Below are 23,695 nucleotides of genomic sequence, written 5' to 3'. Positions count from 1 at the left end.
CGTCCGGCCGGCGGCGATCTTGATTTCACAGGACAGGGGGCGGCCTTGCGGGCCGCCCTTTCGCGTCTAGCCCAGCAGGGCGCGCAGTCCGGCGTAGACGAGGCGCGCGGCGAGGAGGAGCAGGATGGCGTTCAGCACCCTGCGAAAGCGGCGGTCGTCGATGCGGTTCAGCACGCGGCGCCCGGTGAGCGTGCCGAGGAAACCCGCGAGGATCATCGCGGCGATGAAGGCCCACCAGTCGGCGAAGGCGAAGCCGAGCAGGCCGAAGACGATCGTCTTGACCACGTGCTGCACGCACATCAGCGCGGCCTGGGTGGCGACCACGGCGTGGCGCGGCAGGGCCAACGCCTTGACGTAGGTGGCGACAAAGGGGCCGGTCGCGCCGAAGAACATCGTCAGGATGCTGGAGACGAGGCCGACGAGGAACGGCCAGTCGCGCACGCCGCGCGGCGGGCGGCCGAGCACGGACCAGGCGATGAAGCCGCCGACGCCGATCTGCACCCAGGCCGGTGGCAGGTTGACGGCGACGCTGCCGCCCAGCGTGACGCCGAGGACCGAGCCGAGGGCGAAAGCGGGCAGGGCCGGGCGGTGGATGTTGCGGAAGAGCAGGGAGGCCCGCGCAAGGTTCGAGCCGAGCTGGATCACCCCATGAGTCGGGATCAGCGCGGCGGGCGGGACCAGCGTGGCCATGACGGCCAGCAGCATGGCGCCGCCGCCGAGGCCGAAGGAAACGCTGATGAGAGATCCGGCAAAGCTGAGCGCGATGAGCAGGCAGAAGACCAGATCGGTCATGCCGTCGGGCAGCAGGAGGGACGGGAGGAATGTCATGGGCTGGCCTTTGGCGCGCGTGCAGGAGTGCCGGCGCGCCGGGGGCGCGGGCGGGGTCGGCCTGCGGAAGACTCAGGGGGTTGAAACTGTATGCCGTTGTATACCGTGCAGATTGCGACTTGCCAAGGGACCGGCTGCGCAGGGGCGGATTGGGTGGTGGGCACAAGGGCTTGTGCCATTTCGCGCCGCTTTGCCGATAGCGCTATCGCCCGGGCGGACGTTTGCCGCCGGGGCATCCCAACCGGCGCTTGACGGATGAAACGGCGGCCCCTTAAGCTTTGCCCAGTGCCACGACGCGGCAGGCCATAAAAACAACAAGCCGCATAATCCGATAGGGGATCAAGATGAACCAGTTCAACCTTCTGGTCGCTGCCGCCTCGCTTGCCATCACGACGGCTTTGACGCCGCTGACGGCACGGGCAGAGACTCCACCCGACACGCTGATTCAGGCCTGGTCGATCGACGATATCATCTCGCTCGATCCGGCCGAGGTCTTCGAATTCACTGCCTCCGAGATCCTGGGCAACAGCTATCAGGGGCTGATCGGCTATGACGTGAAGGACGTGTCCAAGATCTTTGGCGTGATCGCCGAGAAATGGGATATCTCGGCCGACGGCAAGACCTTTACCTTTACCATCCGGCCGGGGATGAAATTCGCCTCGGGCAATCCGATCACCGCCGAGGATGCGGTGTTTTCGTTGCAGCGGGCGGTCAAGCTCGACAAGTCGCCGGCCTTCATCCTGACCCAGTTCGGGCTGAGCGCCGACAACGTGGAAGAGAAGATCCGCCAGACCGGCGACATGACCTTCGAATTCGAGATGGATCAGGCCTATGCGCCGACGCTGGTGCTGTATTGCCTGACCGCCACCGTGGGGTTCATCGTCGACAAGAAGGTGGCGATGGAGCACGAGGCGGATGGCGATTTCGGCTATAACTGGCTGAAGACCAATTACGCCGGGTCCGGCGCCTTCACCATCCGCGACTGGCGGGCGAACGAGGTGGTCGTGCTGGAGCGCAACGACAATTACTCGGGTGATGCGCCGCCGATGGCGCGGGCGATCTATCGCCATATTCCCGAAGCCTCGACCCAGCGGCTGCTGCTGGAGCAGGGCGACATCGACATCGCGCGCAACCTGGGCGCGGAAGAGATCGACGCGCTGTCCTCGAACCCGGATATCGTGATCGAGAGCGGCGTGAAGGGGTCGATCTATTACCTGGGCCTGAGCCAGAAGAACGAGAACCTGGCCAAGCCGCAGGTGCGGCAGGCGATGAAGTATCTGGTGGATTACCAGGCGATCGCCGACACCATCATGAAGGGCAAGGTGCAGGTGCATCAGGCCTTCCTGCCCAAGGGCTTCCTTGGCGCGCTGGAGGATACGCCGTTCTCGCTGAACGTCGAGAAGGCGAAGGAGCTGCTGGCCGAGGCCGGGCTGCCCGATGGCTTCAGCGTGACGATGGACACGCGCAACACGCCCGAGATCACCGGCATGGCGCAGGCGATCCAGCAGACGATGGCGCAGGCCGGCATCAAGATGGAGCTGATCCCGGGCGACGGGCAGCAGACGCTGACCAAGTATCGCGCGCGCAACCATGACATCTACATCGGCCGGTGGGGACCGGACTATCAGGACCCGCACACCAATGCCGACACCTTTGCGCGCAACCCGGACAACGCGGATGATGCGGCCTCCAAGCCGCTGGCCTGGCGCAATGCCTGGGACATCCCGGAGATGACCAAGATGGCGGATGCCGCCGTGCTGGAGGCGGATGCGGACAAGCGGGCGCAGATGTATCTGGATATCCAGAAAGAGCATCAGGAGACCTCGCCCTTTGTCATCATGTTCCAGGAGATCGAGGTTCTGGGACGACGCAAGAACGTCGAGGGGTTCATCGTGGGTCCGTCGTTCAACGACAACTCGTTCAAGGCCGTGACCAAGTAAGATGGCCCTGGCCGATACGCAGGACGAAGGGCGCGGCAGCGCCCTTCGATCCGTTTCATGGAAGGCGGCGAAGCTGGTCCTGACGGTCGCCGTCACTTTTTTCGGGCTGCTGCTGGTCACTTTCCTGATCGGCCGCGTGGTGCCGGTGGATCCGGTGCTGGCGGTGGTCGGAGACCGGGCGAGCCAGTCGACCTATGACAAGGCCTTCATCGAGCTTGGGCTGGACAAGCCGATCTGGGAGCAGTTCCTGATCTACTTGCAGAAGATGCTGACCGGGAATTTCGGAGAGTCGCTGCTGACCAAGAAGCCCATCGCGCAGGATATCGCGCGGGTGTTTCCGGCGACGTTGGAACTGGCCAGCGTGGCGATCATCATCGGCACCGTTGTGGGGATTCCGGCGGGCGTTCTGGCCGCCGTGCGGCAGGGCGGGCTGGCCGATCAGGTCGTCCGCGTGCTGGGTCTTGTCGGCTACAGCGCGCCGATCTTCTGGCTGGGGCTGATCGGGCTGCTGGTGTTCTATGCCAATCTGGGCTGGGTGGCCGGGCCGGGGCGGATCGACATCGCCTATGAATATTCGGTGACGCGCCAGACCGGGCTGTTGCTGATCGACACGGCGATGCAGGGCCAGTGGTCGGCCTTCCGCAACGTGTTCAGCCACATCATCCTGCCCGCCGCGCTGCTGGGCTATTTCTCGATGGCCTATATCAGCCGGATGACGCGCAGCTTCATGTTGCAGGAGTTGAGCCAGGAATATGTCGTCACCGCCCGGGTGAAGGGTGTGCCGGAATGGCGGATCATCTGGCTGCACGCGCTGCGCAATGCGGCGGTGCCGCTGATCACCGTGGTGGCGCTGAGCTATGCCAACCTGCTGGAGGGGTCGGTGCTGACCGAGACGGTCTTCGCCTGGCCGGGGCTGGGGCAGTATCTGACCAACAGCCTGCAGAACGCCGACATGAATGCGGTGCTGGGCTGCACCCTGGTGATCGGCGCGATCTTTGTCGGGCTGAACCTGTTCTCGGATCTGCTCTACAGCCTGCTGGATCCACGTGTGAGGAGGGGCGGATGAGCGTGTTTTCCGCCGAATGGCTTCTGTCGGAGCAGCCGGCGTCGCGCCGGCAGGCGCGGCTGGGGCAGGTCTATCGCACCTGGTTGAACCTGCGGGGCAACTGGCTGGCGATGGTGGGGCTGGCCATCGTGGTGGTGCTGATCCTTGTGGCGCTGTTTGCCGATGTGATCGCGCCCTACGATCCGCTTGTGGGTGGCGATCTGCGCACCGAGCGTCTGTTGCCGCCAAGCTGGGCCCATCCCTTCGGGACCGACGAGCAGGCGCGCGATATCTTCAGCCGGATCGTCCATGGCTCGCGCCTGACGCTGATGGTGGTGGCGCTGGTCGCGGTGATCGCGACGCCCATCGGGCTGCTGGTCGGCACCACGGCGGGGTATTTCGGCGGCTGGGTCGATACCGTGCTGATGCGCACGACGGATATCTTCCTGGCCTTCCCGCGGCTGATCCTGGCGCTGGCCTTCGTGGCGGCGCTGGGGCCGGGGATCGAGAATGCGATCATCGCCATCGCCATCACCTCGTGGCCGCCCTATGCGCGTCTGGCGCGGGCCGAGACGCTGACGATCCGGGACAGCGATTTCATCAATGCAGCGCGGCTGCAGGGAGCGTCGTCGCTGCGCATCCTCTGGGGGCATATCACGCCACTGTGCCTGTCGTCGGTGATCATCCGGGTGACGCTGGACATGGCGGGGATCATCCTGACCGCCGCCGGTCTGGGGTTCCTGGGGCTTGGCGCGCAGCCGCCGCAACCGGAGTGGGGCGCGATGATCGCCTCGGGGCGGCGGTTCCTGATCGACTTCTGGTGGGTCGCCACCATTCCCGGCATTGCCATCTTTACCGTCTCGCTGGGGTTCAACCTGCTGGGCGACGGGCTGCGCGATGTGCTTGACCCGAAGGCGCGCAAATGAGCGATCTTTTGACTGTCGAGGACCTGCGGGTCAGCTTCCCCTCGCGGCAGGGGCCGGTGGAGGTGGTGCGCGGCGTCACCTTCGCGCTGGGGCGCGAGCGGCTGGGGATCGTGGGCGAGAGCGGGTCGGGCAAGTCGCAGACGGGCCGGGCCATCCTGGGGCTGACGCCGCCGCCGGGCAAGGCGGTGGCGAAACGGCTGGAGTTCGACGGGATCGACCTGCGCCAGGCCGACCGCGCGATGTGGCGGAAGCTGCGCGGCGCGCGGATCTCAATGGTGATGCAGGATCCGAAGTATTCGCTGAACCCGGTGATGACCATCGGCAAGCAGCTGGTCGAATGCTGGCACCTGCACGCCGGCGGCCAGAAGTCCGAGGCGAAGGACCGGGCGATGGCGATGCTGGAGGCGGTGCAGATCCGCGACCCCAAGCGGGTCTTCGGCGCCTATCCGCACGAGCTGTCGGGTGGCATGGGCCAGCGGGCAATGATCGCGATGATGCTGATCACCGAGCCGGATCTGCTGATCGCGGACGAGCCGACCTCGGCGCTGGACGTGACGGTGCAGATCGAGGTGCTGCGCATCCTCGACCGGCTGGTGAGCGAACGGGGGATGGGGCTGATCCTGATCAGCCACGACCTGCGGCTGGTGTCGTCCTTCTGCGACCGGGTGCTGGTGATGTATGCGGGCAAGGTGGTGGAGGAGTTGCAGGCCTCGGACCTGCTGAACGCGCAGCATCCCTACACGCGGGGGTTGTATAACTGCCTGCCGAAGATCGACGGCTCGATCCGGCCGCTGCCGGTGTTGCAGCGTGACGCGAGGTGGGCGGAATGAGCGCGCATCTGGATATCCGCGACCTGCATGTGACCTTTCATCAGGGCACGCAGCGGGTGCAGGCGGTGCGGGGCGTGTCCTTCACCGTGGCCAAGGGCGCGAGTTACGGGATCGTGGGCGAGAGCGGGTCGGGCAAGTCGACCGTGCTGCGCGCGATTTGCGGGCTGGCACCGCTGACGGGGGGGCAGGTCTTTCTGGACGGCAAGGAGGTCAGCGAGCCGCGCGATGCGGGGTTCTATCGCAATGTGCAGATGGTGTTTCAGGATCCCTACGCCTCGCTGCATCCGCGCCACACGATTGACCGGGTGCTGTCCGAGCCGCTGGCGATCCACGGATTTTCCGACCGCGACCGGCGGACCGAGACGGCGCTGCGCGATGTGGGCCTTGGGCCGCGGTTCCGCTTTGCCTATCCGCACCAGCTGTCGGGCGGGCAGCGGCAGCGGGTCGCGGTGGCGCGGGCGCTGATCCTGGAGCCGACGGTGCTGTTGCTGGACGAGCCGACCTCGGCGCTGGATGCCTCGATTCAGGCCGAGGTGCTGAACCTGCTGGACCGGTTGCGGGCGGAACGCGGGCTGACCTATGTTCTGGTCAGCCATGATCTGGCGGTGGTCGCGCATATGTGCGAGGACCTGATGGTGATGCAGCACGGCCGGGCGGTGGAAGAGATGACGCGGGCCGACCTTCAGGCCGGCCGCGCCAAGGAAGACTATACCCGCCGGCTGCTGGCGGCGAGCGAAGGATATACCCCGATGGAGACCCCTGCATGAGCGTTCCGGTATTCGACGGTCACAACGACCTGTTGCTGAAGCTGTGGCGAGCCCGGCCGGAAGACCGCGACCGGATCTGGCTGGAGGGCGACGGCGCAGGGCATCTGGACCTGCCGCGGATGATCAAGGGCGGCTTTGCCGGCGGGTTCTTCGCGATCTACATCCCCTCGCCGCCGGGCGGGGGCGATCTGGACAAGGCGATGGATTCGCCGCCCTACGACTTTCCGCTGCCCGAGATGATCGAGGTGGCCGACGCCCAGCCGGTGGCGCTGGCGATGGCGGGCATCCTGATGCGGATGGAGCGGGTGTCGGGCGGGCGGTTCAGGATCGTGCGCAGTGTGGCCGAGATCCGCGACTGCATGGCCAAGGGCGTGATCGCGGCGATCATGCATATCGAGGGGGCCGAGGCGATCGGGGCGGATCTGGACGCGCTTTATGCCTTCCATGCCATGGGATTGCGCTCGGTCGGGCCGGTGTGGAGCCGGCCGACGCTGTTCGGCCATGGCGTGCCGTTCCGCTTTCCGGGGGTGCCGGATACCGGCGAGGGGCTGACCGATGCTGGCAAGGACTTCGTGCGCGCCTGCAACGCGTTGAAGATCATGGTGGATCTGTCCCATCTGAACGAGAAGGGCTTTGACGACGTGGCCCGGATCAGCGATGCGCCGCTGGTCGCGACCCATTCCAACGCCCATGCGATCTCGGCCTCGACCCGCAACCTGACCGACCGGCAACTTGCGGTGATCCGCGAGAGCGGCGGGATGGTGGGGTTGAATTACGCCACCTGTTTCCTGCGCGAGGACGGCAAGCGGTCGGAGGACATGACTTGGGAGCCGATGCTGCGCCATCTGGACCATCTCATCGAGAAGGTCGGCGAGGACGGCGTTGGCCTGGGGTCGGATTTCGACGGGGCGCAGGTGCCGGCGCCGCTGGGCGATGTGACCGGGCTGCCGGCCTTCCAGCAGGCGATGGCCGAGCACCAGTATGGCACGGCGCTGATCGAGAAGCTGTGTCACGGCAACTGGCTGCGCGTGCTGGAACGCACCTGGGGCGGTTAGGGCGCATCGGCTTCACAAACAGGTGAAGCGGCGGCTTTCCCGTACGCCACGTGAGATCTGGACATTCCTCGGTTCAATGGCTTAGGTCCGTCGCTGACAACGGTTTCCGCCGTGGCGGAGCGTTGTGAAGACGAAATACCAGGGAGGTTTAACATGGATCGTCGTTCCTTTATCCGCACCGCGGGCACGCTTGGTGCGGCCGCGGCTGCAAGCACGCTGGCTGCGCCCGCCATCGCCCAGGGCAACATCACCTGGCGGATGGTGACCACCTGGCCGAAGAACTTCCCGGGTCTGGGCGTCGGCGCGCAGCGCCTGGCCGACCGCATCACCGCCGCCTCGGGCGGCCGTCTGACCGTTCAGGTCTTCTCGGCCGGCGAGATGGTTCCGCCGCTGCAGTCGCTGGACGCCGTGATCGACGGCACTGCCGAGATGAGCCATGGCGCAGCCTATTACTGGCAGAACAAGTCGCAGGCGCTGTCGTTCTTCACCGGGGTGCCCTATGGCATGACCTCGCGCGAGCTGACCGCCTGGGTCCGCTACATGGGCGGTCAGGAAATCTGGGACGAGATCTATGACCAGTTCGGCGTTCAGGGCTTCCTGTCGGGCGACACCGGCACGCAGGCCGGCGGCTGGTTCCGCAACGAGCTGACCGGGGTCGACTCGGTCAAGGGACTGCGCTTCCGCACCCCCGGCCTGGGTGGCCGCGTGTGGGAGAAGCTGGGCGCGACCGTGACCAACATGGCGGCCGGCGAGATCTTCCAGGCGCTTCAGTCGGGCACGCTGGACGCGGCGGAATTCGTGGGGCCGTACAACGACCTCGCGCTTGGCTTCTATCAGGTGGCGAAGAACTATTACTTCCCCTCCTTCGTGGAGCCGGGTCTCGCCACCGAACTGGTGGTCGACAAGAAGAAATACCAGGAGCTGCCGTCGGACCTGCAGGCGCTGATCAAGGACATCAGCCAGGCGGAATACGATCAGGTCGCTTCGGACTTCTATGCCAACGACCCGCGCGCGCTGAAGACGCTGATCAACGATCACGGCGTCAACGTGCTGCAGTTCCCCGAGGAAATCCTCAAGGCCGGCGCGGAAGCCGCCCAGGAGATCATCGGCGGCCTGCGCGATTCGAGCGATCCGCTGGTCAAGAAGACCACCGAGAGCTTCATCGAGGCGCTGAACATCGTGCGTACGCGGTCGCGTGACACCGATGGCGCCTTCGTTCAGGCCCGCGAGAAGTATTTCACCATCTGACTCAAGACGTCATCGCAGGGTGGCCCGGATTGACAGTCCGGGCCATTCGGCGTTCAAGAGTTCGTAAAAGAGGCGCGCCTGACGCAATTCTTCCGGCGATCAAACGACCGGAACAGGGCCGCACCCCCGACGGGAGGAGAGAAAAGTACGATGCGCATCCTTGCGTGGGTGGCCGCCCTGATCTGCGGCCTTAACCTTGTGATCGGCAAGGTGTTTTCGTGGCTGGCGGTCGGCATCGTTCTGGTTTGCTTCACCGTCGTGGTGCAGCGCTATCTGTTTGCGACCAGCCATGTCTGGATGCAGGACCTTTACGTCTGGATGAACGGTGCGATGTTCACCGCCGTCGCCGGTTTCGCGCTGCTGCGGGACGATCACGTGCGGGTCGACATCTTTTATCGCCCGGCCAGGATGCGCAGCCGCGCGATCGCCGACCTGCTCGGCGTTCTGCTGTTCCTGCTGCCCTTCTGCTGGGTGGTCTACACCTATTCCATTCCCTTCGTCGTGCGCGCCTGGGGCTATGGCGAGGCCTCGGCCAATGTGGGCGGGATGCCGGGGCTGTATATCCTCAAGGCGTTCATCATCGCCTTTGCGGTGCTGATCGCGCTGCAAGGTGTCGCAATGGCGATCCGGTCGATCCTGGTGCTGGCCGGGCGGCCCGACCTGGTGCCGGCGCTGATGCAATATTCCACCGATCAGGCCCCGGTTGGCACCCATGAGGAGGCGGCCTGATGGATCCCGTGATGATTGGCGAGCTGCTCGCCGCGTTCATGTTCTTTGGCGTGATCGGTTTCCTGCTGATCGGCTTTCCTGTGGCCTTCACGCTGGGGGGTGTCTCGCTGCTGTTCGGGCTGGCGGGCATGTCGCTGGGCGTCTTCGACCCGAGCAACTTCGGTTCGCTGCCCAACCGCTATATCGGCTTCATGACCAACGAGGTGCTCGTGGCGGTGCCGTTGTTCATCTTCATGGGGGTGATGCTGGAGCGCAGCCAGATCGCGGAACAGCTGCTGATGACCATGGGCCGGCTGTTCGGCAACCTGCGCGGCGGGCTGGGCATCTCGGTCATCGTGGTGGGCGCGATGCTGGCCGCCTCGACCGGCGTGGTGGGCGCGACGGTGGTGACGATGGGCCTGATCTCGCTGCCCGCGATGCTGCGCGCCGGGTATGACCCGCGGCTGGCCACGGGCGTGATCTGCGCAAGCGGCACGCTGGGCCAGATCGTGCCGCCCTCGACCGTGCTGATCTTCATGGGCGACATGCTGTCGGGGATCAACAGCCAGGTGCAGATGGCCAAGGGCAATTTCGCGCCGGTGCCGGTGTCGGTGGGCGACCTGTTCGCCGGGGCGCTGCTGCCGGGGTTCCTGCTGGTCGCGCTGTATCTGGCCTGGGTGATCTTCAAGGCGGTGACGGATCCCGAGTCCTGCCCGGCGACGCCGGTGCCGGCCTCGGAGCGCGGCTCGCTGGGGCGCGAGGTGCTGGTGGCGCTGGTGCCGCCGCTGCTGCTGATCCTGGCCGTGCTGGGGTCGATACTGGGCGGGATTGCCACCCCGACCGAGGCGGCCTCGGTCGGTGCGGTGGGCGCGATGATCCTGGCGGCGCTGCGGATGCGGCTGTCGTTCGGCGTGCTGAAATCGACCGTGATCTCGACCGCGACGATCACCAGCATGGTTTTCGTGATCCTGCTGGGGGCCTCGGTCTTCTCGGTCGTGTTCCGCATGATGGGCGGCGACAACCTGGTGCACGAGTTCCTGGGCAACCTGCCGGGCGGACGGCTGGCGGCGGTGGCCGTGGTCATGCTGATCATGTTCTTCCTCGGGTTCATCCTGGACACCTTCGAGATCATCTTCATCGTGATCCCGGTGACGGCGCCGGTGCTGCTGGCGCTGGATGTCGATCCGGTGTGGCTGGGCGTGATCGTGGGGGTGAACCTGCAGACGTCCTTCCTGACGCCGCCCTTCGGGTTCGCGCTGTTCTATCTGCGCGGCGTGGCGCCGGCCGATCTGCCGACTTCGGCGATCTATCGCGGGATCGTCCCCTTCGTGGGCCTGCAGATCGTCGCCATCGCGCTGCTGTTCGCCTTCCCCGGGATCGTGACCTGGCTGCCGAAGCTGATCGCGGGATAGTGCGCCTATCGGGCGGCGCAGCCGTTGTGCCGCCCGATCCGCGCGGGCCATGCGCGGGTTTGTCACGGCCAATCCGCTTGAGCCTGCTTCCCACGGCTTTAAGTCTTGCGCAGGGACGTTCCCGTCGCGAGGCTCCGGATGACCGACTTTTTCACCGCCCTTGAGCTGGCCCGGTTTCAGTTCGCCTTCACGGTGTCGGCGCATATCATCTTTCCGGCCTTTACCATCGGTCTTGCCAGCTATCTGGCAGTGCTGAACGCCTGCTGGCTGTGGACGCGCGACAGGGCCTATCTGCGGCTGTTCGACTACTGGAAGACGATCTTTGCCGTGACCTTCGGCATGGGCGTCGTGTCGGGCATCGTGATGTCCTATCAGTTCGGCACCAACTGGTCGGTCTTTTCCGACAAGGCCGGGCCGGTGATGGGGCCGCTGATGGGCTACGAGGTGCTGTCGGCGTTTTTCCTGGAGGCGGGGTTCCTGGGGATCATGCTGTTCGGGCGCGAGCGGGTGGGCGAGCGGCTGCATATGGCGGCGACGGCCATTGTTGCGGTCGGCACCCTGTTCTCGGCCTTCTGGATCCTGAGCGCCAACAGCTGGATGCACACGCCGCAGGGCTTTTCCTACGACGAGGGCGGGCAGTTCGTGCCCGAGGACTGGTGGGCGATCATCTTCAACCCGTCCTTCCCCTACCGGCTGGTCCATATGGTGCTGGCGGCCTATCTGACCACCGCCTTTGTCGTCGGCGGGGTCGGGGCCTGGCATCTGCTGCGCCATCCCGACAGCCGGGGCGCGGCGATCATGTTCTCGATGGCGATGTGGATGGCGCTGATCGTGACGCCGATCCAGATCGTCGCAGGGGACATGCACGGGCTGAACACGCTGGAGCACCAGCCCGCCAAGATCGCCGCGATGGAGGGGCATTACGAGAGCTTCCCCGAGGGACGGGCGCCGCTGATCCTGTTCGGCCTGCCCGACGATGCGGCGCAGGAGACGCGCTACAAGGTCGAAATCCCGCTGCTTGGTTCGCTGATCCTGACCCACGCGCTGGACAAACCGCTGCAGGGGCTGGACGCCTTTCCCGAGGACGAGCGGCCGCCGGCGACGCTGATCTTCTGGACCTTCCGGATCATGGTCGCGCTTGGTTTTGCGATGCTGGGGGTGGGATTGTGGTCGGCCTGGGCACGGCTGCGGGGCAAGCTGCTGGAGGCGCGCTGGCTGCACCGGGCGGCGGTGCTGATGGGGCCCTCGGGGTTCCTGGCGGTGCTCTGCGGCTGGATCACGACCGAGGTGGGGCGGCAGCCCTATACCGTCTATGGCCTGCTGCGCACGGACCAGAGCATGGCGCCGTTGCAGGCGGAGGCGGTGGCCGCCTCGCTGGTCGCATTCATCCTCGTCTATTTCTTCGTCTTCGGCAGCGGCACGATCTACGTGTTGCGCCTGATGGCGATGCGGCCGAGGGAGGTGGACATCGACGACATCGGACTGACGCGGTCGGCCGGCACGACGCCGGGGCGGGCGGCGACGCAAAGTCATCCGGGGGAATAGGACATGGAATTCGATCTTCCCTTCATCTGGGCCGGGCTGATCGCCTTTGCGGTACTGGCCTATGTTCTGCTGGACGGCTTTGACCTCGGGATCGGCCTTCTGTTTCCGTTCCTCAAGAACCGCGAGGAACGGCACCTGGCGATGAACACGGTCGCTCCGGTCTGGGACGGCAACGAGACTTGGCTGGTGATGGGCGGCGGCGGGCTGTTCGCAGTGTTTCCGCTGGCCTATGCCATTGTCATGCCCGCGCTTTATCCGCTGATCATTGCCATGCTGCTGGGGCTGATCTTTCGCGGCGTGGCCTTCGAGTTCACCTTCCGGACGCGTCGGAGACAGGGGTTCTGGGAGTTCGGCTTCTGGGGCGGCTCGCTGATCGCGACCATCGCGCAGGGCATGGCTCTGGGTGCGCTGGTGCATGGCATCACGGTCGAAGGCCGCGCCTATGGCGGGGGCAACTGGGACTGGCTGACGCCCTTTTCGGTGCTGACGGCGGTGGCGCTGGTCGCGGGCTATGCCCTGCTGGGAGCGACGTGGCTGATCCTGAAAACCGAGGGCGGCATTCAGGAACGGGCGCGGCAGTGGTCTCGGCCGCTGGGCGCGGCGCTGGTGCTGCTGATCGGGGCCGTAAGCCTCGCCACGGTGTTCCTGCATCCGCAGTATATGGAACGCTGGTTCGGCTGGCCCACGGGGATCTGGAGCGCGGTGGTGCCCTTCCTGCTGGCGGTGGCGGTCTGGCAGCTGTGGCTGGGGCTGCGCAACGAAGACGACCTGCGCCCGTTTCTGGCCACGGTCGGGATCTTCGTCCTGTCCTATTCGGGGCTGGGCGTCAGTTTCTATCCTAACCTGGTGCCGCCGTCGCTGAGCATCGCCGAGGCCGCCGCGCCGGATGTCTCGCTGAGGTTCCTGCTGATCGGGGCGGTGGTGTTGATCCCGATGATCCTGACCTATACCGCCTATTCCTATTGGGTGTTTCGCGGCAAGGTCCGGCCCGGGGAAGGCTATCACTGATGCGCCGCTGGCTGTGGTTCGCGGGTCTCTACCTTGCCGGGCTGGCCGTGCTGGGCAGTATCGCCTTCCTGATCCGATCCGTCCTGATGTGACCTAGCCGGGCGGACAGTTGAAGAGGCCGTTCTTGCGGGTGGAGGTGGTGCGGGCCAGATGGCGCGAGCCCCAGAGTGCCGCCTGCGTTCGGTTGCGCACGCCGATCTTGCCATAGCAGGACCGCAGGTGCACCTTTACCGTGTTCTCGACAATGTCGAGGTTCTTGGCGATTTCCTTGTTCGAGGCGCCCTGCAGCAGCAATCGGACGATTTCCAGCTCGCGCGCCGAGAGGGTCATTTCCGGAGACGCGCGCGCGTTCGGTTTTTCCGCGGCCGGATGGTTTCCGGCGTAGCCGGAATTTCCCCGATGGATGTCCACCGCTTGCGGTTCCGGTTCGATCATGGAGACCAGAGCCGCCGGGCTCGCCGGCGGAACGGCACCGGACAGCTGGAAGCCCTCGCATACCACGGTCAGGACGCTGACCAGCACCCGGCTTGAGGTGTCTTCGTTCAACACCGCCTCGACCCGGGCGGAGAGCACCGACACGACCTCGGGCGCGACATTGGCGTTGACGATGGCAATCACGCGCGCGGCGCAGGCGGGTGCATTCAGACTGTCCAGATGCAGGCTTTCTACGGTAGCGTCGCGTTCGACATGCAGAAGGACGATCAGATCGGATTGCGTGCAATCGACCTGCGACAGGTTTCGCACCACTCCGTCGACGGAGATTCCGTTTGCGCGGCACGATTGGCTGAGGAGTTCCCCAAATAGATTACTTTCAGATGCGACAATTAAGGGCATTTGGTAAATCCCCCAAAAAATGTATAATAAATTGTACAATATTAGGCGCCTGCCGCCAAAATTGCGGCAGACCCCCTCCCGGAAAATCAATCTACTTCAAAATGGGTGATTCGTAAATCATCCGCGGTGAAATGTGCCTGTCAATGCAACCATGGATTGAGCAGAGTAGATTCTAACACCTTTCGGATTTTGCTATCGTGTTGAAACCTCTGCACAACCTGGGTGGCCCTAGGTTGAGCTTGGAACGGGTGATTTCTCTGGCCAACTTTTTGCCTATGCGCCCCGGCAAAAAGTCCGCCCGTGTGAGGTAGTTGCTGTAAGTACCTGGATTATCTCGGTATATCTCTGATATCCCACTCTATCCGCAAGATCGCGATGGCGGGTCCGCAGGAAGCCGGCCTGCCGGTGATGCCGCCCAGCCGCGATGTCGGACCCGAAAGACGTAGCCCGTTGTCTGGGGTCCCTGGCCAAAAGGAGTATGCCAATCGTATTGCCGGAGGAGGGATTCCAAAAATTTGAGTCAGATTTCCTTGAATTGTCTGGGAAACGTTCGAATTAACCCGTTCAATCGCTTTGTCAATTCCGGCCGCCAACTTACAATTGTCTGGATACTGTCATTACTGGAGCGCAAATTAACTGGAAATCTAGTACATTTATAAACGTCACGTGGTGAACTGGGGGGATGCCATGCGTTTGACACAACCGACCGCAGCACTTGCGGACGACATTTTATGCAATACGATCCGGGATATTTTTGAACCGGTTCTGAAATCGAAAATACATCACGTCGGGATCGAGCTTGACGTCGTTTCTGCGACGGCTGGACATGCCAGGCGGCCCGGTGCGGCCGGTGGCGAGATGCCCGATATCCGCGATCTCATGATCGCGGTGCGCAACGACATTCCGGCACGCAGGATCGCGGAACTGGCCGGGGTGGGTTCGGCAGGGGCCGATGCCGGCGTCTGGTTTTCCTTCCGCTGCCGGTTTCCTTCGGGGATCGAGGACCGGGTCCACATCTGCGCCGAAGGCGACTGCGCGGTCTTTCCGGCCTTCCTGCAGTCGGCCTGGCCGGGATTGCGCCGGTTCTGTCTGCAGCACTCGGCCGTGCGGACCAAGGACATGTCCGACGACGCAATGCTGTGGATGATCGACCAGAAGGTGAATGCAGCGATCCTGGTGATGGATGCGCGGCTGGGCCTGCTGAAGTGCAATGACGCCGGGGGGCAGCTGCTGCGCGAGGGGCAGTTGTTGGCGGTGCGGAACGGCGCTCTGGTCTGTTCCAATCCGCAGGAGACCCGCGCGCTGAGGGCCGCGGTCAGCGAATGCGCGGCGGACGAGGGCGCGCGGCCGGAATTCATCCTGATCCTTCGCGGTGCCCAGCGCAAATCCCACGTGCCGATGTCGCTTTCGGTCTATCCCGACTCGGCGGGCGAGCGAACCCTGTTCCTGGCGATGCTGCCGCTGCCGCCCGAGCAGAAGTGGATCGAGAAGATCGCGGTGGAACTGGGGCTGACCCCGGTCGAGGCGCGGGTCGCGGCGCTGATCCGGTCGGGCCTGTCGAACCGCAGCGCGGCCGAGGTGGCCGGCCTGAAGGTCGAGACTTTCAACACCTATGCCAAGCGCGTGCTGTCCAAAATGAACGTCAGTTGCCGTTCCGAGATGGCGCAGATGCTGACCTGGCAAACCGCAATGGAGCGTCCGCTATGAACACGCAAACTCAAACAACGCAGCCGCGGATCAAGCTTTCGGTGTCCGAGGCAGAGAGGCCGGCGACTGAGGCGGCGCGGCCGGATCCTGCGGCGCAGCCGCAGGGGCTGTCGGGCTTTGCCCGGCAGGGCGATCTTGTCGAGCTCCATCGCCGGATCGGCGAGAAATTCGCCAAGCTGCCGCAGGAGTTGGCGGAGCAGATCCGTGAGCCGCCCGTGGCGGTGACGGGCGGGCTGAAGCAGATCGACACCCGGCTGGAGGCGCTGGCCGCCTCGCTGGACGGGCTGGAAGGCGCGCTGCGAATCGAGCTTGCGCCCTATCTTGGCAAGGCGGTGAGCGCGGCGGTGCGCGAGAGCGCGGGCAGGCGGCCGGGACGGTGGCGCGGGCTGTGGCTGGGTCTGGGCCTGATCGGTGGCGTGGCCATCGGCACGGTCTGGCACGCGGCCATCGAGCGTCAGGCCGCCGGGGTGCAGGCGAGGGTCTCGCCCTATCTCGCGTCTTTCACGGGCCGGTAAGGGCCCCAAAGGCCGGGGCCTTCGGGCCGACTGGCTGAATCAGGAGGACAACCATGTCTCCACGTCGGGTCTTTCACGGCCAGCGCGGGCTTGTCGGCGCGATCTTCTTCGCCAGCCTGTGCCTGAATCTTCTGGTGCTGACCGCACCGATCTACATGCTGCAGCTGTTCACGCGGGTGATGTCGTCGCACAGCCTGGCCACCCTGGCCGCGCTGACGGTCGCGGCAGGCATCGCGCTGGTGTTCTACATGATCTTCGATGCGCTGCGGGCGCAGCTGCTGACGCGGCTGGGCAATCGGATCGAGGCCGATATCGGGCCGATCGTTCTGGGATCGGTCGTGCAGGGGGCGGGCGGCGCCGACACGCAGGCGGTGCGCGACCTGCACGAGGTGCGCGCCTTTGTGATGTCGCCGTCCTTTACTGCGCTGCTGGATGCGCCCTGGTCGGTGCTGTTCCTGGGGGTGATCTATCTGTTCCATCCGCTGCTGGGGCTGGTGGCGACGGTGGGTCTGGCGATCCTGCTGCTGCTGGGCGTGATGAGCGAGATTGCCGGGCGGGTGCCGGCCAGGGCGGCGTCGGAGTCGGTGCGCAAGTCGAACGCGACGGCGGATGAGGTGCTGCGCAATGCCGAGATCGTGCGGGCCATGGGGCGCACCTCGACGCTGGTGGCGCGCTGGCAGCGGCAGGCCTTCGCCGCGATTGCGACGGGCACGCGGGCGCATGACCGGATGTCGCGGATGTCGTCGCTGGCCAGGATGGTGCGGATGGCGCTGCAGATCGCGGTGATGGCGACGGGCGTCTGGCTGGTGCTGGAGGGTGCGCTGGCGCCGGGCATGATGATCGCCGCCTCGATCCTGCTGGGGCGGGCGGCGGCGCCGGTGGAGCAGTCGATTGCCGGCTGGCGCGGGATGCTGGCGGTGCGGGTCGCGGTGCAGCGGCTGAACGCGGTGCTGGCCGAGACGCGGGCGCAGGAGAGCCGGATGAGCCTGCCCGAGCCCACGGGGCGGCTGTCGGTGCAGGATGCGACGGTGGTGTCGCCGGGACGGCAGGATCCGCTGGTGATGGGGATCAGCCTGGAGCTGCGGCCTGGGGATTCGCTGGGGCTGTTCGGGCCGTCGGGGGCGGGCAAGACGACTTTCGTGCGCGCGCTGGTGGGGTTGCAGCCGCTGACGCGGGGCCATGTGCGGATCGACGACGCGGCGCTGGAGGACTGGCCGGCCGAGCAGATCGGGCGCCACATCGGCTTCCTGCCGCAGCGGGTGGAGTTGTTCGAGGGGACCATCGCCGAGAACATCGCGCTGATGGACGCCGAGGCGAAACCCTCGGAGATCGTGCGGGCGGCCAAGCGGGCGCAGGTGCACGAGCTGATCCTGTCGCTGCCGGGCGGGTATAACGCCCAGGTCGGTCGCAACGGCGATTTCCTCTCGGCGGGTCAGCGGCAGCGGATCGGGCTGGCGCGGGCCTTCTATGGCGCGCCCTGCCTGATCGTGCTGGACGAGCCGAACGCCAACCTGGACCCGGAGGGCGAGGAGGCGCTGGCCGAGGCAATCACCCAGGCGACGGCCGAGGGGGCCGTCGTGGTGGTGGTGTCGCACCGGATGAGCGTGCTGAAGGCCGTCAATCACATCGCGGTGCTGGAGCAGGGGCGCATGGTGCGGTTTGGCAAGGCGAAGGCGGTGTTCGGCGCGGACAACGTGCTGCCGATGGCGGGGCGGGTCACGACCGACACCATGGGGCGCAAGCTGCCGCCGCTGGATCCGGGCAAGCCGATTGCCGGAGGCAAGAACCGCGCGAGCGGGCAGGGAGGTGTATCATGAGCACGGCTGTGAACCTGCATCGGGGCGGCGCGCTGTCGCTGCCGGATTTGATGCCGCAGGCCGATGCGGCCCCGCCGCGGCCGCCGACCAACATCTGGCCGCTGGTGCTGGCGCTGCTGGTGGCGACCGGCGCCTTCTGGGGCGGGCTGGTGCTCTGGGCCGCCTGGACCCCGATCGCGAGCGCGGTGGTCGCGCCGGGGACCTTCAAGGTCGAGGGCAGCCTGCCGGTGATACAGCACCTGGAGGGCGGGCTTGTGCGCAAGGTGCATGTGCGCGAGGGCCAGGGGGTGGTGGCCGGGCAGGTGCTGGTCGAGCTGGCCGATACGCTGCCGACCGCGCAGGACCGCATCCTGATGAACCAGCTGGTGAACGCGCTGGCGCAGGATCAGCGTCTGGCGGCCGAGTTCACTGATGCGCCCGACATGGCGCTGAGCGGTGAGTTGCAGGCGTTGGTGGCGAGCGATCCCTCCTTTGCCGAGGCCGTGCAGACGCAGCACGAGCTGTTTGAGTCCAACAACCAGATGTGGCGCGGCCAGTTTTCGATCCTGAGCGACCGATATGCCGAGCAGGAGAACCAGTTTTCGGGCATGACTTCCCGGCTGGGGGCGCTGAACAAGCGGCTGGCGCTGGTTCAGGACGAGCTGGTGGATCTGGAGGGGCTGTTTTCCAGCGGGCTGGTGACCAAGTCGCGGCTGCTGGCGCGGCGCGATGCCGAGGTCTCGCTGATCGGGGATATCGACTATGTCTCGTCGCAGATCGACGGGCTGCAGCAGCGCATGTCGGAAACCCGCGAGCGGATGCTGCAGGTCAAGCGCGACCGGGCACGGGCGCTGTCCGAGCAACGCCAGCAGGTGAAGGCGCAGCTGTTCGACATCCGCCAGCGGATCGTGGCGAACGAGGACGTGAAACAGCGGCTGCTGGTGCGCGCCCCGGTGGGCGGGCGCGTCATCGACCTGGGCTTTACGGCGCCGGGCGAGGTGATCGGCAACGGGCAGGACATCCTGCGGATCGTGCCGGACGGGGCGAGCTATGTGGTCGAGGGGCAGATCCGGCCCGAGGATTTCGACCAGGTGCACGAGGGGTACAAGGCGCATGTGCGCCTGACGGCCTACAACTACCGCACCACGCCGCCGGTCGAGGGGGTGGTGAGCTATGTCTCGGCGGACAGTTTCACCGATACGCGGACGGGCGCGGCCTTCTTCAAGGTGAACGTGCGCCTTCCGGAGACCGCACTGGACGATCTTCCGGGCGTCGAGATCGCGCCGGGGATGCCGGCGCAGGTGATGATTGCGACGGGCGAGCAGACGGTCGCCAATTACCTGCTGGGGCCGATCCTGAGCGGTATCGAAACCGCAATGCGCGAAAGCAACTGAACCATACCAAGTCTTCAGTCGCGGCCGCTGGCGGGATCGATCCCGGCCAGCGGTCGCAGCGTTTTGTTTTTTCCGATCAGTATTTTGCGGGTGCCTGCATTCATCCCTGAATGGGGGCAGAGCGCGGGCGCTTTCAGGGGTTCAATCGGGGTCATGAGCACATTCCCTGCTCGTGATCCTGCCGGCGGACGCCGGCGTTCGATGGCTCGAGGCGGTGGGAACCCGGCCTGAGAGTTGTTTTTCAGTGGAGATACTATCATGTCTGACAGAAACGATGTCGCATACGACAACTGGGGTGAGTGCGATCCGAACCAGCCGCCGCCCGATCTTGTTCCGCCGGTGCTCCAGCTTGGGGACGACGACAACGTCGGCACCCTGACCTCGGACTATGACGCGGATCACATCGAGGCCGGCAAGGGCAACGACAGCATCTTTGGCAACAAAAATTTCAACTACATGGACGGGGAACAGGGCGCCGACACCCTTTGGGGTCTGGACGGCGACGACTATATCCTCGGCGGCGAGGATGACGACTTCCTCTATGGCTATGACGGGGATTTCAACTATCTCGGCTATCCCGCGTCGGACGACGACTATCTGAACGGCGAGACCGGCAACGATTGCCTCTGGGGCGAATACGGCGACGACGACATGCTCGGCGGGCTGGGCGCGGACTCCATGTGGGGCGGCGACGGTGCGGACGTGATGATGGGCGACGACGGCACCATCGACACCAACAACCCCGGTGACGGCAACGACTGGATGGATGGCGGCGCCGGCGACGACTGCATGGACGGCGAAGGCGGAGACGACTGCATGTGGGGCGGCTCTGGCGAGGACCTCATGTATGGCGGCACGGGTCACGACCGGATGGATGGTCAGAGCGAAGCCGACCGGATGGCGGGCGGCCTGGGCAACGACCTCATGCTGGGCGGTTCCGGCGACGACGAGATGTTCGGCGACAACCGCGTTGGCCTGGGTCCGAACCTGAACTACGGCACCGACACCACCAAAGATGGCAACGACTGCATGTTCGGCGGTGACGGCAACGACGAGATGGACGGTCAGGGCGGCAACGACTCGATGTTCGGCGGTAACGATCGCGACCTGATGTTCGGCGGCCGGGGCAAGGACCAGATGAGTGGTGGCGAAGGCAAGGACACCATGAACGGCGACGCTCATACCGACACCATGCGCGGCGGCGGCGGTTCGGACATCGTCGACGGCGGTGCCGGGTCGGATATCCTGTTCGGTGACAACGGCGACATCGAAGGCATCAATGGGTATGACTGCGATATCGACTGGAGCTGCGCGCCGATCAACTTTGGCAGCCAGGCGCTCAAGCATGACGGAGCCTGCCCGGAAGCGCTTCCGCCGGAAGGCGACAGCGACGACATCGGCAACGACCTGATGCACGGCGGCGGCGGCCACGACATGATCTTCGGCGAAGGTGGCGATGACCGCCTGTATGGTCAGTTCGGTGACGATACCATCTCGGGCGGCCAGGGCGACGACCTGATCAAGGGCAACGTCGGCGACGACCTGCTGGCGGGCGATCAGGGCGACGACAAGATCTATGCCGGCGCCGGCAACGACACGGCCTATGGCGGCACGGGCAACGACAAGCTTGTCGGCGACACCGGAAACGACACGCTGAAGGGCAACGACGGCAATGACAAGCTGTTCGGCAGCGAAGGCGACGACTGGATCGAAGGCGGCAACCAGAGCGATAGGATCCTGGGCGAGGACGGCGATGACGTGCTTCAGGGCAATGCCGCCTCGGATCGGATGGATGGCGGCGATGACGACGACATCATGTTCGGCGGCGATGGCCTCAGCGATCTCGATCTGGACCAGAACGGCATCTGCGAGGACTATTCTCCGGTGCCCGAACTGCAGATCCCCTATGATTGCGTCGAGGGGCCGGACGTGTCGGCCGATCCGGGCGAGGACGCGGCCGACGAGATGTATGGCGGCGCGGGCAACGATATCATGTTCGGTCAGGCCGGCGGAGACCAAATCTCCGGCGACTGGGGCAACGACGTGATCTTCGGCGGCGTCGGCAACGACACCGTGGATGGCGGCGCCGATGACGACATCCTGTTCGGCGAGGAGGGCGACGACTCGATCTATGGCAGGAACGGCGACGATTTCCTGGGCGGCGGCGTTGGCGACGACACGTTGCACGGCGGTGGCGGCGACGACTTCATCCTTGGCGGTGAAGGCGACGACGACCTGACCGGCGGCGAGGGCAAGGACGTCTTCTTCTCGGATCTGACCCTGTCCTTCGACGGCGACGACTATTCGTTCAGCTCGACCGACGGGACGGACATCATCCGCGACTTCGACTTCAACGAAGACCAGGATGTGATCGGCTTCCGTGTGACGGTGGATGACTCGGCGGCTGGCACCCTTGGCTCGACGATGGCCCAGGTGCGCACGAAGATCTTCGAGCTGCTGGACGCGCAGGCGGTGGTCAGCGAGGGCAATGCCGGCGTCGGTACCGGAGCCGCGGATACCACGATCCAGATCGGCGGCCACACGATCATCCTGCAGGACATCAACTGGCAGGATGTGACGGCCTTCCCGATCCCGGCGACGACCTTCAGCTCGCTGGGGCAGGATTCGAACCTGAACGGCGGTGTCGGCATCAACTCGACGGCCAACGGACTGGACTCGGGCGGCTATACCGCCATCGGGTCCTGGGACCAGGCCAACGACATCTACTGCCCGGATCTTCCGGAAGTGGAAGACTGGTTCTGCAGCGTCACCGGCTCGTCCTGATCTGACACTCGCGTACCGGATGGATTGCCAGTAGCCGCTCCGGCCCTCTGGCAATCCAGCGCCTCGATCCTTCTCCACGGGCAGATCCCCCCAAACGGGTTCCTGCCTCCGGGACGGGTCGGGGCGCACCCTTTTGGGGCACAGGGAACGGTTTGCGCCGCGCAGCGTTCAGTTTCAGGTGATCGGCGGCGCCGGGCTCTTTCGGGATGCGCTGCGCTGTCCTATCCTTCTCCGGCCCGTCATTCAGGGCGTGCGCCCGGAGAGATGTGTCAGATCGAGAGGACAGAACCATGTTGACCAGACGCCATTTCATCGCCACGAGTGCCGCGCTGTTTTCCGCCCCCCTCGCGGGCCCGGCCCTGGCGGCGTCGGAATCGCAATGGGCAGCCTGGGACGCGCAGGTGACGCCGCCGTTCTTCGATCCGGCAACGTCCAACCCCTGGGGGATGCATCCCCGCTTCCTGGCCACCCGGGTGGAGGCCAATCCGGGGCTGGAGCCAGGCTCCATCCACGTCGATGCGGTGGCACGCTATCTCTATCACATCCAGCCCGACGGGAGCGCGCTGCGCTTTGGCGTCGCCATCGCACGCGGCAACCTCTACGAGGCCGGCACCTATACGATCAAACGCAAGGCGAAATGGCCGACCTGGACGCCCACGGCCGAGATGATCGAGCGCGATCCGGGCACCTACAAGCAATTTGCCGACGGGATGCCGGGTGGGCCGAACAACCCGCTGGGGTCGCGCGCGTTCTATCTGTTCGAAGGCAACCGCGACACGCTGCTCCGCATCCACGGCACGCCCGAGCCGCAGTCGATTGGCGGGCGCGCCAGTTCAGGCTGCGTGCGGATGGCGATGCCGCACATCATCAGCCTGTATGACGATGTCGCCATCGGCTCGACCGCGGTGCTTTATCCGCCCGAGACGCTGCTGGCCGCGGCGAGCTGAGCGGTTACTGCGGGCGGGTGCAGATCGGGCGGCCGTCCACGGTGCGCAGCGGCAGATAGGTCGTTTCGACCGGGCCGCTGTAGCGATACCAGTAGCAGCCATCCGTCGCCATGACCCGCACGTCGGACAGGTTCTGATCGGGCGCAGCCATCGCGCGCACATCCTCAGGCAGCTTGGAGGCATCGACGAGACGGTCGCCGGTGGTTGCGTCGACCGGCTGTTCGACGCAGGCCGCGAGGATGAGGCAGGCGGGCAGGGCCAGGCCGAGAAGTGCTTTCATGGGTGTTGGTCCTTCAAAGGTCAGGTTTGAAGGCGACCTTCGCACGTCACGCGCGCGGCTGCAATTTGTGCTGTGGTTGGGCGCGGGAGATGGGGGCAGGGGCGTGGCGGAAAGCGCGCATAACCC

General features: G+C 65.5%; 22 protein-coding genes. 18 read left to right on the top strand and 4 right to left on the bottom strand.

All coding sequences use genetic code 11. The annotated features are described in order from the left end of the window. Positions 1-66: 66 nt before the first annotated feature. The gene (locus tag ACFO5X_RS25930) at positions 67-828 is read right to left on the bottom strand and encodes a sulfite exporter TauE/SafE family protein (protein ID WP_380723154.1); all 762 of its coding nucleotides are present in this window, start codon (positions 826-828) and stop codon (positions 67-69) included. A gap of 344 nt (positions 829-1,172) precedes the next feature. Here ACFO5X_RS25930 and ACFO5X_RS25925 point away from each other — a divergent pair, with 344 nt between their 5' ends. From ACFO5X_RS25925 to ACFO5X_RS25870, 12 genes are all read left to right on the top strand, one after another. Further along, on the top strand, positions 1,173-2,768 hold the full coding sequence (locus ACFO5X_RS25925; protein WP_380723152.1) for an ABC transporter substrate-binding protein: 1,596 nt from the start codon (positions 1,173-1,175) through the stop codon (positions 2,766-2,768). A 1-nt stretch (position 2,769) separates the two neighbouring features. Further along, positions 2,770-3,834 carry an ABC transporter permease gene (locus ACFO5X_RS25920; RefSeq protein WP_380723150.1) on the top strand — a complete coding sequence of 355 codons (1,065 nt, stop codon included), beginning with the start codon at positions 2,770-2,772 and terminating at the stop codon, positions 3,832-3,834. 2 nt (positions 3,835-3,836) lie between these two features. Beyond that, the gene (locus tag ACFO5X_RS25915) at positions 3,837-4,739 is read left to right on the top strand and encodes an ABC transporter permease (protein WP_380723254.1); all 903 of its coding nucleotides are present in this window, start codon (positions 3,837-3,839) and stop codon (positions 4,737-4,739) included. Then, positions 4,736-5,569 carry an ABC transporter ATP-binding protein gene (locus ACFO5X_RS25910; protein WP_380723148.1) on the top strand — a complete coding sequence of 278 codons (834 nt, stop codon included), beginning with the start codon at positions 4,736-4,738 and terminating at the stop codon, positions 5,567-5,569. Before ACFO5X_RS25915 ends, ACFO5X_RS25910 begins: the two co-directional genes overlap by 4 nt. Continuing rightward, positions 5,566-6,336 (top strand): ABC transporter ATP-binding protein, encoded by a 771-nt coding sequence (locus tag ACFO5X_RS25905; protein ID WP_380723146.1) that lies wholly within the window; start codon positions 5,566-5,568, stop codon positions 6,334-6,336. The genes ACFO5X_RS25910 and ACFO5X_RS25905 overlap by 4 nt, the downstream gene beginning before the upstream one ends. After that, a complete protein-coding gene (locus ACFO5X_RS25900; RefSeq protein ID WP_380723144.1) occupies positions 6,333-7,391 on the top strand; it encodes a dipeptidase in 1,059 nt (352 codons plus the stop codon). The genes ACFO5X_RS25905 and ACFO5X_RS25900 overlap by 4 nt, the downstream gene beginning before the upstream one ends. Positions 7,392-7,544: 153 nt before the next feature. Then, the gene (locus ACFO5X_RS25895; RefSeq protein WP_380723142.1) at positions 7,545-8,639 is read left to right on the top strand and encodes a TRAP transporter substrate-binding protein; all 1,095 of its coding nucleotides are present in this window, start codon (positions 7,545-7,547) and stop codon (positions 8,637-8,639) included. 150 nt (positions 8,640-8,789) lie between these two features. Continuing rightward, complete coding sequence (locus ACFO5X_RS25890; RefSeq protein WP_380723140.1) at positions 8,790-9,368, top strand: TRAP transporter small permease subunit; 579 nt, start codon at positions 8,790-8,792, stop codon at positions 9,366-9,368. After that, on the top strand, positions 9,368-10,759 hold the full coding sequence (locus tag ACFO5X_RS25885) for a TRAP transporter large permease (protein WP_380723138.1): 1,392 nt from the start codon (positions 9,368-9,370) through the stop codon (positions 10,757-10,759). The genes ACFO5X_RS25890 and ACFO5X_RS25885 overlap by 1 nt, the downstream gene beginning before the upstream one ends. A 138-nt stretch (positions 10,760-10,897) precedes the next feature. Further along, positions 10,898-12,304 (top strand): cytochrome ubiquinol oxidase subunit I, encoded by a 1,407-nt coding sequence (locus ACFO5X_RS25880; protein ID WP_380723136.1) that lies wholly within the window; start codon positions 10,898-10,900, stop codon positions 12,302-12,304. Between the two features lie 3 nt (positions 12,305-12,307). Next, positions 12,308-13,312 (top strand): cytochrome d ubiquinol oxidase subunit II, encoded by a 1,005-nt coding sequence (cydB, locus tag ACFO5X_RS25875; protein ID WP_380723133.1) that lies wholly within the window; start codon positions 12,308-12,310, stop codon positions 13,310-13,312. Then, complete coding sequence (locus tag ACFO5X_RS25870; RefSeq protein WP_380723131.1) at positions 13,312-13,404, top strand: DUF2474 domain-containing protein; 93 nt, start codon at positions 13,312-13,314, stop codon at positions 13,402-13,404. Before cydB ends, ACFO5X_RS25870 begins: the two co-directional genes overlap by 1 nt. Position 13,405: 1 nt before the next feature. Here the strand turns inward: ACFO5X_RS25870 and ACFO5X_RS25865 are convergent, their stop codons facing one another. Continuing rightward, a complete protein-coding gene (locus ACFO5X_RS25865; RefSeq protein WP_380723129.1) occupies positions 13,406-14,056 on the bottom strand; it encodes a helix-turn-helix transcriptional regulator in 651 nt (216 codons plus the stop codon). A 948-nt stretch (positions 14,057-15,004) separates the two neighbouring features. On the opposite strand from ACFO5X_RS25865, the gene ACFO5X_RS25860 reads away from it, so the two are divergent. Genes ACFO5X_RS25860 through ACFO5X_RS25845 form a run of 4 tightly spaced genes read left to right on the top strand, consistent with a single transcriptional unit; the run spans position 15,005 to position 19,558 of the window. Further along, positions 15,005-15,853 (top strand): helix-turn-helix transcriptional regulator, encoded by an 849-nt coding sequence (locus ACFO5X_RS25860; protein ID WP_380723127.1) that lies wholly within the window; start codon positions 15,005-15,007, stop codon positions 15,851-15,853. Next, positions 15,850-16,368, top strand: a complete 519-nt coding sequence (locus ACFO5X_RS25855; RefSeq protein WP_380723125.1) for a hypothetical protein — start codon at positions 15,850-15,852, stop codon at positions 16,366-16,368. The genes ACFO5X_RS25860 and ACFO5X_RS25855 overlap by 4 nt, the downstream gene beginning before the upstream one ends. 53 nt (positions 16,369-16,421) lie before the next feature. Further along, positions 16,422-18,185, top strand: coding sequence for a type I secretion system permease/ATPase (locus ACFO5X_RS25850; RefSeq protein ID WP_380723123.1), 1,764 nt, complete (start codon positions 16,422-16,424; stop codon positions 18,183-18,185). Continuing rightward, positions 18,182-19,558: an HlyD family type I secretion periplasmic adaptor subunit gene (locus tag ACFO5X_RS25845; protein WP_380723122.1), complete on the top strand. Its 1,377-nt coding sequence runs from the start codon at positions 18,182-18,184 to the stop codon at positions 19,556-19,558. The genes ACFO5X_RS25850 and ACFO5X_RS25845 overlap by 4 nt, the downstream gene beginning before the upstream one ends. A gap of 14 nt (positions 19,559-19,572) precedes the next feature. On the opposite strand, the gene ACFO5X_RS25840 is transcribed toward ACFO5X_RS25845, so the two are convergent. Continuing rightward, the gene (locus tag ACFO5X_RS25840) at positions 19,573-19,713 is read right to left on the bottom strand and encodes a hypothetical protein (RefSeq protein ID WP_380723120.1); all 141 of its coding nucleotides are present in this window, start codon (positions 19,711-19,713) and stop codon (positions 19,573-19,575) included. A 103-nt stretch (positions 19,714-19,816) separates the two neighbouring features. On the opposite strand from ACFO5X_RS25840, the gene ACFO5X_RS25835 reads away from it, so the two are divergent. Beyond that, positions 19,817-22,342, top strand: a complete 2,526-nt coding sequence (locus ACFO5X_RS25835; protein WP_380723118.1) for a calcium-binding protein — start codon at positions 19,817-19,819, stop codon at positions 22,340-22,342. A gap of 290 nt (positions 22,343-22,632) precedes the next feature. Continuing rightward, positions 22,633-23,289, top strand: coding sequence for a L,D-transpeptidase (locus tag ACFO5X_RS25830; protein WP_380723116.1), 657 nt, complete (start codon positions 22,633-22,635; stop codon positions 23,287-23,289). A 4-nt stretch (positions 23,290-23,293) separates the two neighbouring features. Here the strand turns inward: ACFO5X_RS25830 and ACFO5X_RS25825 are convergent, their stop codons facing one another. Next, positions 23,294-23,569, bottom strand: a complete 276-nt coding sequence (locus ACFO5X_RS25825; RefSeq protein ID WP_380723114.1) for a hypothetical protein — start codon at positions 23,567-23,569, stop codon at positions 23,294-23,296. Positions 23,570-23,695: the final 126 nt, after the last annotated feature.

This window comes from Seohaeicola nanhaiensis, assembly GCF_042654245.1.
In the GTDB taxonomy this organism is placed as follows: Bacteria; Pseudomonadota; Alphaproteobacteria; order Rhodobacterales; family Rhodobacteraceae; genus Seohaeicola_A; species Seohaeicola_A nanhaiensis.
The sequence above is the reverse complement of the archived record's forward strand: the minus strand, read 5'-3'. Positions and strand labels throughout refer to the sequence as shown.